The organism is Oceanobacter sp. ABM4_470 (genome assembly GCF_056158645.1).
In genome coordinates, this window is sequence record NZ_JBSWTR010000001.1 from 994,363 (window position 1) to 1,006,700 (window position 12,338).

Sequence of the window (12,338 nt, forward strand, 5' to 3'; positions counted from 1 at the left end):
CGAATTAACGGATTGGGTTGGAGTACATCAGGCCGCCCTTATTCCATTGAGCGTTTTGACCACGAGAGATTTGCAGTGGGGAACCCTTACCAACGTTGCGCTCGAAGGATTCGCCGTAGCTACCAACCTGCTTGACGATGTTGTAAGCCCACTTTTGGCCTACGCCCAGTTTTTCACCGGAATCGCCTTCCACACCCAGCAGACGCTTCTGCTCAGGAGAACCCGACTTAACCATCTTGTCAGCGTTGGCGCTGTCCAGACCCAGGTATTCAGCTTCAATCATGGCAGTCAGAGACCACTTAACCACGTTAAACCAGGCGTCATCACCCTGACGAACAACAGGACCCAGAGGCTCCTTGGAGATAACTTCTGGCAGAACCACGGCGTTGGATGGGTTTTTCAGACCAATACGGATGGCGTACAGCTGGGATTGGTCGGACGTCAGTACGTCACAACGACCGCTTTCGAAGCCAGCACGAGTCTGGTCAGAGGTGTCGAAAGTGATGGCAGTGTACTTCATGCCGTTAGCGCGGAAGTAGTCAGCCAGGTTCAGTTCGGTGGTGGTACCGGCCTGGATACAAACGGCAGCGCCGTCCAGTTCCAGTGCGGATTTAACACCCAGGTTCTTGGAAACCATGAAGCCCTGACCGTCGTAGTAGTTAACGCCAGCGAAGTTCAGACCCAGAGAAGCGTCACGGGTCAGAGTCCAGGTGGTGTTACGGGACAGCATATCGACTTCACCAGACTGCAGGGCGGTGAAACGCTCTTTCGCAGTCAGTGGCTTGTATTGCACCTTGTTGGCGTCACCCAGTACAGCAGCGGCTACTGCTTTACATACGTCGACATCCATACCGCTCCAGTTGCCTTTCTCATCCTTCTGAGAAAAGCCAGCCAGACCAGTACTTACGCCACATGACAGCATGCCGCGTTCTTTAACATCGTCCAGAGTACCTGCCTGTGCAGATGCTGCGATGCCCATGGACAGTACTGCTGCTGCGGTAGTCAGCTTTTTCAACATAGGTGTAGCTCCCTGATTTTTAGTAGGTTGTTTCATCAGTCTCTTGGTGCCTCTATGTAATACAAAGACAATGCCAACCCTGAAAGTCCTGTTGATAAAACCAAATAAAAAGTACAAATGGATAAAAACCCTGTTTTTAGAGAATTAAATTCTGAAAACCAAAGTTGAAATAGGAAAAGATTGCTAAGGGTTATAAAAGGCCCTAAAAGGGTGCATTTTTTTAGGGCATTGTGCTGCGTATCTGTGCGAAGCGGGTGCACGCAATTGGGGCGATACGTAACACCGCCTGTAAAACTGGGGTTTTTGGAATATGTGCAAGTTCACAAATAGTGCAAACGAAAGTATCAATAGCCCGCAGCAACGTATCGGCGCAAGCGGTGCTGCTGTTTGTGGGTGACAGTATTACCGATGCTAAATGGTGGAAGAGGGCTGTTAATGCGGCGGCGGTACTTTTTCTTGAGGCGCAGACGCTGTCATGATCCTGATTGACCCAATAGCCCATATGGCAAGGCCTTCAGCGGCTTTGCTTGCCCCTACAGGGATGGTTTCAGGAATTATCTGCCGCTTTTTGCTGAATCGGCTCGGTGATTGGACTGATGGCTGAATAGGTGATTAGCGGAGAGATTGGTCAGAAAAATAAATTGCAGAGCGAGCTGAATAGTCTGCGTGGAATATGTGCTGGTGGCTCATGAATTGTGTGCCGCGGAATTACCAAAAATAGCAGCACGGTCGGCGTGGCTGACGCTCTTTTGCAGTGGAATGGCCGCAGGATTTAATTCTGCCGGAGCGTTTCTGGGGTTGGGAGAATGGATGCGCCTGCTGCCAGATTCCGGCAGTAGGCGCATAGAAGTGAGCAGAAGGTCAGCCTACCTTGCCGGTTACCCGAACCCGTTTCGGAGCACTGGCTTCAACGGGCTCTTTACGAGCTTCGGCAGCATCCTTGATGCGTTTGTCGATCACGTTTTTCACGGCAATCAACAGGCCCATCGCCACAAAAGCACCAGGAGGCAGGATGGCAAACAGGAAGTCCGGGTAATTGCTGAACAGCTCGATCTTCCAGTTGGCCGCCATTGGGCCAAACAGCAGTTGCATGTCGGAGAACAGCACGCCCTGACCCAGAATCTCTCGCATGGCGCCCAGCAGCACCAGTACCACGGTGAAGCCCATGGCCATCATAAAGCCGTCGACCACCGAAGGCAGAATCGGGTTTTTACAGGCAAAGGCGTCGGCACGGCCCAGAATGGCGCAGTTGGTTACGATCAGTGGGATAAAGATCCCCAGCACTTCATAGAGTTCGTAGGTGAAGGCTTGCATCACCAGTTCAGCCACGGTTACGAACGAAGCAATAATCATAACGAAGGCCGGCAGGCGCACGGCATCTGGCACATGATTACGAATCAGCGACACCGAGAAGTTGGAGCCGATCAGTACCATCATGGTCGCCATGCCCAGGCCCAGGGCATTCACGACGGAACCAGTTACGGCCAGCAGCGGGCACAAGCCCAGCAGCTGAACCAGCGCCGGGTTGTTGTTCCACAAGCCGTCGAGGGAAATATCCTGAAGGGATTTGGCCATATCAGTGTTGCTCCTCGGACGAATCGGTGGCTGGCAGGCTCAACAGCTGAGCCTTGTGCAGCTCAAAAAACTGCAGCGCATGTTTTACAGCGCCAACAACGGCGCGCGGGGTAATGGTGGCACCGGTGAATTGGTCGAAGGCACCGCCATCTTTTTTAACGGCCCATTCGTCTTCACCCAGACCAAACAGCGATTTGCCGTTGAACTCCAGCACCCAGTCGGACTTTTTCATATCAATCTTGTCGCCCAGTCCCGGGGTTTCGCGATGGGCAACCACTCGTACCCCGGCGACGGTACCGTCTGCGTTAATGCCCACCAGCATGTCGATCACGGTGGTGTAGCCGTCCGGGGCGACGACCGGGAAAATCAGTGTGCTGATTTCACCATCGCGGCGAGCAATGTGAATGGCGGCGTCGTCTTTCAACGGCCCCAGCAGTTGCTGGTTAAAGCGTTCATCGACGGTGGTGACATCGGTCAGCAAGTTGTTGTCATAGCTGCCGACGGGCACGATTTCATTCAAGGCGCGGGCTTCTGCGGCGCGAATGTTCTGCTGAATACGCTCTTTGGTGCCTACCTGGGCGACGGCAATGGCACCGGCGGTGACAACGGCAAACAAGCCGAGGCCAACGGCGTTTTTGCGAATGGAGGCGAACAGTTCTTTCATTATTTGGCCTCCGGTTTTTTCAGGCCACGGGCCGCTTTCTTGTGGCCGTAGGTACGTGGCTGGGTGTAGGCGTCAATAAACGGAGCAGCGAAGTTCATCAGCAAGACTGCAAAGGCCACGGCATCCGGATAGGCACCCCAGGTACGGATCAGGTACAGGAAAATACCAATGCCAGCGCCGTAAATCAGTCGGCCCAGTTTGGTGGTTGAAGCGGACACCGGGTCGGTTGCAATAAAGAAGGCACCGAGCATGGTCGCGCCGCTCAACAAGTGCAGGGATACCGGGGTGTACAGGTCTTCATCCCAGCCCAGTACAAGCGAGCAAATGGCCAGAGCCCCAAGCATTGATACCGGGATGTGCCAGGTGATGATGCGCTTCCAGATCAGGAACAAACCACCGGCCAGAAACGCCAGGTTGACCCATTCCCAGCCGCCATTCAGCCAGCCGTTGAAGACGGGTTCGGCCAATACTTCGGCGGCGGTCTTGCTGGCAATCTGGTGTTTGTAGGCATCCAGAGGGGTAGCACCCGTGAACGCATCAGCAGCGCCACCGGCAAAAATGGTGCTGAGGGCATCGCCAAAGCTGGCCAGAGTCACCGTTGCGCCATCCAGGCCCATTTGGCTGGAAGCTGCCCAGTTGGTGGTCATCTGTACCGGGAAAGACACCAGCACCAGTGCGTAGCCAACCATGGCAGGGTTGAACGGGTTATTGCCGATACCGCCGTACAGTTGCTTTGCAAAAATGATGGCAAACATGGTCGCCACGACGGTGATCCACCAGGGCGCGAGGGGAGGCAGTGCCAGACCCAGTAATACGCCGGTCAGTAGCGCGGTGTTGTCTTTGACAAAAAACGATACCGGGCGATTGCGCAATTTCAGGATGGCGGCTTCGGTCGCCACGGCAACCAGAGCCGCCAGTACGGTATTGATCAGAGTGCCGAAACCGAACAGCCAGGTCATAACTGCAAGCCCTGGCAGGGTTGCCAGGGTCACGGTCATCATCACCTTACTGGTACTGTTGCGCCCGTGAGCGTGAGGGGACGATAGAGTCAGCAAGGCCATCAGTGGGTTCCGCTTTCGGTGGTTTCTGGGTTCTGGTTCAAGCTGGCGGCCAAATCGGGAGCGACGGCGGCCAGCTGTTGTTGCATGGTGGTCAGCTTATCGCGCTGTTTCACCACGCCCTTGTTGATGGCTTCAACGGTATCGAGGCCTTGTTCTTTGGCCATCTCCAGACGTTCTTCCATCTTCGCCAGCTTGTCTTGCTGGGCCAGCAGTTTCTTGTGCAGGGCGTCGATTTCTTCGGCGCTCAGCTGTGGTACTTCTGCTTCTTCCGGCTCGGTAGCTGGGGCAGGAGTCGTTTCAGGCGCTGGCAACTGCTGTTGCAGTTCTTCTACTTTCGCACGTGCTTTTTCAACGCCTTTGGCGATGGCATCAACGGTATCCAGGCCTTGCTCTTTGGCAGTGGCCAGACGTTCTTCCATCTTCGCCAGCTTGTCTTGCTGGGCCAGCAGTTTCTTGTGCAGGGCGTCGATTTCTTCGGCGCTCAGCTGTGGCACTTCTGCTGCTTCCGGCTCTGTAGTCTGAGCTGGGGCTGCCGGAGTATCTTCAGCCGCAGGCAACTGCTGCTGCAGTTCTTCCACCTTGCTGCGCTGCTTTTCAACGCCTTTGGCGATGGCATCAACGGTATCCAGCCCTTGCTCTTTGGCAGTGGCCAGACGTTCTTCCATCTTTGCCAGCTTGTCTTGCTGGGCCAGCAGTTTTTTCTGCAGCGCTTCGATTTCTTCGGCACTCAGTTGCGGTTGAGCATCTGTGGTGCTGTTGCTGGATGGCTGCTCTGATGTCTGGCCAAGAGACGCCTCGTAGGCGGCTTTGGCTTCGTCAACACGAACTTGCTGTTTGTCGATGCCGGTTTGCAGGGCTTCGACGGTATCCAAACCTTGTGTCTTGGCTTCTTCCAAACGCTTCAGGGCGGTGTCCAGGCGTGCCTGGGCGGTTTCCCACTTGCGTTTCAGTCGCTCTGGGCTGTTTGGATCGCCCTTGTCCGGGCCATCGGTCGCTGGGGCGCTGGCCTGTTCTTTCAGGGATTTCTTTTCGGCTGCAATGTCTTTTGCCAGTGCCTTCATCTTGGTCTGGGATTTCTCCAGCGCCGCGGTGAAGGTATCGACCTTGGTTTGCATGCTTTCGTCGCCAGCTTCTACCGCTTGCTTGGCTTCGGAGAGCTTTTCCTTGGTCTTGGCAATGGCAGTTTGCGTTGCTGTCAGCTGCTTCTGCAGTTTTTCCAGTTCTGGACTGGTGGCAGGTGCTGCGGATGTAGCTGCGGCCGGTTTGGCAGCGGCCGGAGCAGCATTGCCAGCGGCAGCAGCGGCTTTTTTCTCGGCTGCGGCCTTGGCGGCAGCTTCGGCACGGGCTTTACGCTTGGCTTCTTTTTCAGCAATTTCGCGTTCCTGTCGAGCCAGTCGACGCTCGTAGCGTTCCTTGGCCTTCTCGGATTTCGCCTGGGCGGCACGTTCTTCACGAATGGCACCCTTGGCGTGGCGATAGTACTGCACCAGTGGAATCTGGCTTGGGCATACGTAGGAGCAGGCTCCACACTCAATGCAGTCGAACAGGTTGTGCTGTTCAGCCTTGTCGAATTCTTCAGCGCGGCTGAACCAGTACAGTTGTTGTGGCAGCAGCTGAGCCGGGCAGGCCTCGGTGCACATGCCACAGCGGATACAGGCCATGGCGGCGTCGTTCAACGGCATTTCTTTTTCCGTTGGCGCCAGCAAACAGTTGGTGGTTTTCACCACCGGCAGTTCGGTGTGGGGCAGGGCAAAGCCCATCATCGGGCCACCCATTACAACCCGTTCGCGCTTCTGTGCGCGATAGCCAGACAGCTCCAGCAGATGCGATACCGGGGTGCCCAACAGCACTTCCCAGTTACCTTTGTTGGCTACGGTGTCGCCGGTCACTGTGGTGATGCGGCTGATCAACGGCTCGCCGTGGTACACCGCGCGATAAATAGCTGATGCGGTACCTACGTTCTGACAGACGATGCCGAGCTGGGCCGGAATACCACCGGACGGGACTTCCTTGCCGGTCAGAATCTGGATCAGCTGCTTTTCACCGCCAGATGGATATTTGGTCGGAATGGCCACCACATCGATGTGATGTTCTTCGTGCAAGCTTTCCGCGGCGCGATTCAGTGCGGCAATGGCTTCGGGCTTGTTGTCTTCCACACCAATCATGCAGCGTTTGGCATTCAGCAGGTACATCAGCACCTGGGCGCCACGAAGGATTTCTTCGGCGCGCTCACGCATCAGCATGTCGTCGGCGGTAATGTATGGCTCGCACTCGGCACCGTTGAGAATCAGGGTGTCGATCGGCGTATCGCCTTTGTCGTCGCGCTTGACGGTCAGTTTGACGGACGTCGGGAAGCCCGCGCCACCCATACCGGCGATGCCACAACCGCGAATACGATCAACCACCTTGGCGGGATCAATATCGGTGAGGTCGTCGACGCCAAGTTCGGTTAGCAGGCTCTGGTGTTCAATCCACTGCTCCTTGCCATCGGGCTCAATCACCATACAGAGGTCTTGCAAGCCTGAAGCGTGGGGAACCGGACGCAGCTCAATGGCTTTGATTACGCCGGAAGTCGGGGCGTGCAAGCCAACACTGACGAAGCCTTGTGGTTCAGCAATCAGCTGACCTTTCAAAACGCTGTCGCCAACATTCACGATCGGATTGGACGGGGCACCAATGTGCTGGCCCAGTGGCAGCACCAGTTGGTCTGGCAGGGGCGCCGGTTGGATCGGTCGCTGGGTACTCTGGTGCTTGTTTTCAGCCGGGTGAATACCCCCATCAAAGCTGTGCAGCTGAATCAGATGGGTCATGCGGCCTGGTCCTTGTTCGAATCGTCAGTATCGTTGGTGGTTTCGTCGTTGCTAACGGCAGCAACGCCGGGCTTGCGGTCGGTAGCAATCAGCTCGACGCCGGACGTCGGGGCTTCCCAGTACCAGGTGTTGGTGTCGTGTTCGATGGCCACCATGTCAATGCAGTCTACCGGGCATGGCTCGACACACAGGTCGCAACCGGTGCATTCGTCAGCAACCACGGTGTGCATTTGCTTGGCGGCACCAATAATGGCGTCAACCGGGCACGCCTGGATGCATTTGGTGCAACCAATGCATTCGTCTTCGCGAATAACCGCCACTTTCGGGCCTGCCGCTTCGGCACCGTGCTCGGCGTCCAGCGGTTCAGGTTCAACACCCAGCAAGTCAGCCAGTGCCTGAATCGTGCCTTCACCGCCCGGTGGGCATTTGTTGATTTTTTCGCCGCTGGCAATGGCTTCGGCATAGGGTTTACAGCCAGGGTAGCTGCACTGGCCGCATTGGGTTTGTGGCAGCAGGTCGTTGATCTGGTCAACGATAGGGTTGCCTTCAACCTTGAATTTTACCGCAGCGAAACCCAGTACCGCGCCGAAAATCAGCGCCAGAACGGCGAGCACTGCAATAGCAATAATAATGGTGGTCATGTGTGTGCCTCGTCTTCCGGTATCAGATGCTCACCAGGCCGGTGAAGCCCATGAATGCCAGTGACATCAGGCCCGCCGTTACCATGGCAATGGCGGAACCCTTGAATGGCGTTGGTACGTCGGCGACGGCAATGCGCTCACGCATAGCAGCGAACAGCACCATTACCAGAGAAAAACCAACGGCTGCGCCAAAGCCATAAAGAATTGAGTCCACCAGGCTGTTGTCGCGTTTGATGTTCAGCAGGGCAACGCCCAGTACCGCACAGTTGGTGGTAATCAATGGCAGGAATATACCCAAAACCCGGTACAGAAGTGGGCTGGTTTTCCGAATAGCCAATTCGGTAAAGCCAACAACCACCGCAATCACCATGATGAAGCTGATGGTTTTCAGGTACACAAGGTCCAGTGGTAGCAGCAGGTAGTTGTAAACGATGTAGCTGCACAGGGACGCCAGTGTCAGTACGAAGGTGGTTGCTGCGCCCATGCCGATGGCGGTTTCCAGCTTGTTGGAAACGCCCATGAATGGGCACAGGCCGAGGAACTGAACCAGTACAAAGTTGTTCACCAATATTGTGCTAACCAGAATCAGCAGATACTCGGTCATTCGGTGCTCCGGGTGAGTGGCTGCTGGTTAAAAAACAGCCAGCCAGGAAATCAGGGTGGCGTATTATCCCAAAAACCTGTTATTGCCATCAATAAACAGAGAGCAATGTTTTTATTGGTTTTGGTAATAACGCTATGCGGAAAAACTGGAGCAGAGGGTGTTGGGGCAGGATTTTGAGCAAATGACGTTCATTCGACCAGAGACCTCCAGGGACCCTCTGAATAACTCTGCACAGCTCTCGGCTCTGGCTTCCTGCTTCGCCCTACCTCCTACATCCATGCAGTCGTGCGCGAGTCCTGCAGATTGTAAGAACAAGGCGGTGAATGCAACGGAATGACCAGTCCTTTCCAAATCGGGCCGCGCTGGCTCGCCAACACCGTTCTGGCGGGCTGCAGGCCGCGCCCTACGTGGATGTCAGGGCATTGCTGACTCTGTGTCGCTGATTTTTGACTTGACCCGTCAGGCCTGCAAACCAGCGTCGTGATTCAGCATCGCCCTGTCATCCAGAGCGGGCACTGAGTTATTCAGAGGGTCCCTAGGTGTCGCACGCCAATGCGGACGCGCTCTTTGGTTCTATTCTGAGCCCAGTGTGAAACCTATCAATTGCACCCTTTCAAAAATTTACAAAATGATAATCAGCATCAAGGAACTCGCTTGTCGGATGAGTCGTAAGGGCAGGGCTCTGGGATACGGATGCCATGCGTGTTTTTTTATTCTGGCGTTTCGTTAGCTCGTGAGGGCGCTGTAAGCCCGCTAATTCAAAGCTTTCGGTGCCAATGGCCAGGCATTTTTTCATTGGCAAACCTCGACGGGCTTATCCTGATGAAAGTCCGTTTTCTGCGGTTGAAATTCCCACCGAAAGCCCGATTTGGGCGTTGGAGGCGCTATCGTAATGAAATGCCGCTAGTGATAACGATTATCAAAAGCATTCGTGTATGGTAGCCTCCGCGCGGGATTCAGAGCGATTTCTCGCGGAGAAACAACATGCAATTTAAGCAATCAACCTTGCGCGGAGCCTTGTGCTCTGCTGCCGTGTTGCTGTCTGCCTGTGGTGGCAGCAGTAGTAGCGGCAACTCGGGTCCCGTGTTTGGTCAAGCCAGTTATGACTTTTCGGTTGCCGAAGATACTGCCTATAGCGGCAGTGTGGCGGCGACTGACAGTGATGGCGATACCCTGGCCTACACGGTCCAAACCTCACCCTCGATGGGAACGCTTTCGGTCAACGCCGATGGCACCTTTGTGTATACCCCTGCGGACAACCTGTTCGGTGACGACACCGCCACGGTCAATGTTACCGATGGCGAGGTGACGGTATCGGCGGTGCTGAACTTCAGCATTGCAGCGGTTAATGACGTCCCTGTGATTGATAGTGTGTCTATCATTGCCGACGTCGACGGTGACACCCTCAATGGTCAAATCGACGCCTCGGATGTTGATGGCGACAGCCTGAGTTACTCGGTCGCAGAGGCCCCTGAGGCTGGCACATTGACGATCAACGACGACGGATCGTTTGACTACGTGCTGGAGTCGGTGACGTCGACGGCGAACGAATTCACTGTGCAAATCGACGACGGTAACGACGGCGTATTGCAGCAAGTGATTGCTTTGCAGTCGTCTTACGCGACCAACGAACAGCGTCGTGCCTATTACTACGCCTCTGACGTATCGCATTTGCGCACCGCGGAAAATCGCATTCTGCTGAATGGCGACGATGACGCTGAAACCATCACCGACACCACGGTTGCTGCGGATGTTTATGTCAACATTGCCGAAGGCTATGCCCTCAATGGCTATATTGACGAAGCGCTGGCGCTGGTGGAAGAGAACATTGCGTCTCTCAAAACCCAGGGCAACGCTTACCGTGCGATCGGTCAGGCCCTGAACTCAATTGAGGAGTTCGAGCAGGCCAATGATGCGCGTGAAATGGCAACCGCCGCGTATAACCAGTACATCAGTGGCAACGGCGTTGCCAATATGTCGAGCTCGGATGCCTCAAGCTTGATGGGCGTTGTTCGTGATTACAACGAAGCGGGCGCGGATACCCAGGCTCAGGCGCTGCTGGAGGTTATTCTTGGCTACTATGATCAGCTCGGCAGTGCTGACGAAGAATCGTCTACCACGCGTCGCTATTTGGTTATTGCCATGGAAAGCTACGTTGCTACCTTGCTTGAAAACTACTTGAGTGATGCGACCGATGCCAACCACGATCTGTTGGTGGAGTACATTGGTGTGTTGGGCGATATGGCGTCTGATGCTGGTTACCGCTCGACCTCACGTTATGCCCGCTATGAAATCTACAAGGCAACGTATTCCGGTTACACCGCTGCCTATTATTATCTGGCATCGATACCTACTGGTAATGCCGATGATCTTGCAAAAGCCCGCGAATGGCTGGCCAAAACCACGGCGTACTACAGCGCGGTAAATTACGACGACAGCTACACCTTCGAAGCTGATGCCAATGCAGCATCAACTCTGGCTGGCTCTCCAACCGGATTGCACCAAATGGCGGGGTTGTTTGCAGCCCTGTATCCGGACGCTGTGGCGTTTGCGGAAGACGGTACTCAAACCGGCAACGTACCACTGACCATCCTGCTGGATTCAGGTAAAACCCACTCGAGCTTGTCCAACGCCTATCGTTATATCTTCAGCTATGGTATTGCCGCTCGTATTGCCAATGGTGAAGAACAAGCAGCGGTTATGGCTGCCCCGGAAGCCTACTATTCCGAGGTATTTACCAGCTCAACCCGTCTGGACAAACTGCGTCAGGCCACTGTGGAATTCGGTGCGGTCACCAACAAGTTCAACTTTGGTGCAGCAGCCATTCTGAATTATCAGGGCGAACACGAAGCATCTCTTGCTTTGCTGGAATACGCGCTGACCCTGGTGCAATCCGATGACTACACCAGTCTGAACAGCACCAGTGTTTCTGACCTTATTGGCAGCACAGGATGCGGTCGCGTGGCGTGGCTGATCAATCAACAACAGGACGATAGCACTGCTTATCAGGATGACCTTGCCCAGTGCCAGACGCTGGCGGCCAACACGCTGCTGCCGTCCAGTGGCGATACCTATAGCTACAGCCGTGCTCTGGGTGCCATTGAATACCTGATGCTGCTGTGGAACGACGCAGGCAATGCGGATCAGGTAGCTGCCAATGTTGATATTGCCAACAACATCATTGCCGAGCTGCAAACCAGCGAATCTGATGAATACGACTACGATGCTACTGAAACCTACGCCCAGTCGCTGTTGCAAATTGCCAACGCCCACCTGGCGGTAGGCAATCTGAGCGAGGCCAGAACCGCCTATGGCCTGGCGATGGATAGCGTCGATGCCCTGGTTGGCGAAGAGTCACTGGATGAAGAAGGTCAACTGGATCAGCTGAACGACATCATCAACGCCATCGTGGACGGTGAAGTAACGTCGCTAGCGGATTCTTCCAGCTGGATGGCACTCCGCGATTACCGCCTTGGCGTTCAGTATCTGGCCGGTGTTGCCGACTCTGCCGAGTATCAAACCACCATTCAGAATACCGACGACCGCTTGCAACAGCTGTATGGCAGCCTGATTACCCAGGCTTCTGGTTTTGCCGACGGCGCCAAGCTGGAAGCGTTCGAGAATCTGGTCGACTCTCTTGCCAACGCGGGCCTTTACGACACTGCCGCCTCGCTGGCAGTGGATGCCATTCATTCCACCACCGAAACCGAAGCTCTGTTGCAAATCATTGCCTCGGCTGAAGCGGTGCGTGATCAGTTCCCGGCGCAAACCATTGCGGCAGTGGATACCGACCTGGATGGCTACCCGAACTTCTTCCTTCCAAACGTAGAGATTGTGGATGACAGCGCTGAAGGTCTGGTGCTGGACGCCGACGATGACGGCGACGGCATCAACAACCCACAAGACGTTTACCCACTGATTCCCGGTTCCTGATCGGGCTTAACCGGCCCGCATGAACAAGCGGG

The 12,338-nt window shown here is 55.1% G+C and carries 8 protein-coding genes; 1 reads left to right on the forward strand and 7 read right to left on the reverse strand.

Translation table 11 applies throughout. The features are described 5' to 3' along the window. Nucleotides 1-4 precede the first annotated feature (4 nt). The 7 genes from ACXADJ_RS04315 to rsxA all read right to left on the reverse strand — a co-directional run bounded on the left by ACXADJ_RS04315 (nucleotide 5) and on the right by rsxA (nucleotide 8,373). A complete protein-coding gene (locus ACXADJ_RS04315; protein ID WP_475063486.1) occupies nucleotides 5-1,018 on the reverse strand; it encodes an amino acid ABC transporter substrate-binding protein in 1,014 nt (337 codons plus the stop codon). An 861-nt stretch (nucleotides 1,019-1,879) separates the two neighbouring features. Then, on the reverse strand, nucleotides 1,880-2,593 hold the full coding sequence (locus ACXADJ_RS04320; protein WP_475063488.1) for an electron transport complex subunit E: 714 nt from the start codon (nucleotides 2,591-2,593) through the stop codon (nucleotides 1,880-1,882). 1 nt (nucleotide 2,594) lies between these two features. Further along, entirely contained in the window at nucleotides 2,595-3,257 is a 663-nt protein-coding gene (rsxG, locus tag ACXADJ_RS04325; protein WP_475063490.1) for an electron transport complex subunit RsxG, read from the reverse strand. Then, complete coding sequence (rsxD, locus tag ACXADJ_RS04330) at nucleotides 3,257-4,318, reverse strand: electron transport complex subunit RsxD (RefSeq protein ID WP_475063492.1); 1,062 nt, start codon at nucleotides 4,316-4,318, stop codon at nucleotides 3,257-3,259. Before rsxD ends, rsxG begins: the two co-directional genes overlap by 1 nt. Continuing rightward, the gene (gene rsxC / locus ACXADJ_RS04335) at nucleotides 4,318-7,128 is read right to left on the reverse strand and encodes an electron transport complex subunit RsxC (protein WP_475063494.1); all 2,811 of its coding nucleotides are present in this window, start codon (nucleotides 7,126-7,128) and stop codon (nucleotides 4,318-4,320) included. The genes rsxD and rsxC overlap by 1 nt, the downstream gene beginning before the upstream one ends. Next, on the reverse strand, nucleotides 7,125-7,769 hold the full coding sequence (gene rsxB, locus ACXADJ_RS04340; protein WP_475063496.1) for an electron transport complex subunit RsxB: 645 nt from the start codon (nucleotides 7,767-7,769) through the stop codon (nucleotides 7,125-7,127). Before rsxB ends, rsxC begins: the two co-directional genes overlap by 4 nt. 22 nt (nucleotides 7,770-7,791) lie before the next feature. Continuing rightward, complete coding sequence (gene rsxA / locus ACXADJ_RS04345) at nucleotides 7,792-8,373, reverse strand: electron transport complex subunit RsxA (RefSeq protein ID WP_028294218.1); 582 nt, start codon at nucleotides 8,371-8,373, stop codon at nucleotides 7,792-7,794. A gap of 984 nt (nucleotides 8,374-9,357) precedes the next feature. Here rsxA and ACXADJ_RS04350 point away from each other — a divergent pair. Beyond that, nucleotides 9,358-12,306: a cadherin-like domain-containing protein gene (locus ACXADJ_RS04350; RefSeq protein ID WP_475063499.1), complete on the forward strand. Its 2,949-nt coding sequence runs from the start codon at nucleotides 9,358-9,360 to the stop codon at nucleotides 12,304-12,306. Nucleotides 12,307-12,338 lie beyond the last annotated feature (32 nt).

What these genes read in the sequence shown, in the direction of transcription:
- ACXADJ_RS04350 (WP_475063499.1), top strand. Translation starts at nt 9,358, where the DNA reads ATGCAATTTAAGCAATCAACCTTGCGCGGAGCCTTGTGCTCTGCTGCC.
- rsxC (WP_475063494.1), bottom strand. Translation starts at nt 7,128, where the DNA reads ATGACCCATCTGATTCAGCTGCACAGCTTTGATGGGGGTATTCACCCG.
- rsxA (WP_028294218.1), bottom strand. Translation starts at nt 8,373, where the DNA reads ATGACCGAGTATCTGCTGATTCTGGTTAGCACAATATTGGTGAACAAC.
- rsxG (WP_475063490.1), bottom strand. Translation starts at nt 3,257, where the DNA reads ATGAAAGAACTGTTCGCCTCCATTCGCAAAAACGCCGTTGGCCTCGGC.
- rsxB (WP_475063496.1), bottom strand. Translation starts at nt 7,769, where the DNA reads ATGACCACCATTATTATTGCTATTGCAGTGCTCGCCGTTCTGGCGCTG.
- rsxD (WP_475063492.1), bottom strand. Translation starts at nt 4,318, where the DNA reads ATGGCCTTGCTGACTCTATCGTCCCCTCACGCTCACGGGCGCAACAGT.
- ACXADJ_RS04320 (WP_475063488.1), bottom strand. Translation starts at nt 2,593, where the DNA reads ATGGCCAAATCCCTTCAGGATATTTCCCTCGACGGCTTGTGGAACAAC.
- ACXADJ_RS04315 (WP_475063486.1), bottom strand. Translation starts at nt 1,018, where the DNA reads ATGTTGAAAAAGCTGACTACCGCAGCAGCAGTACTGTCCATGGGCATC.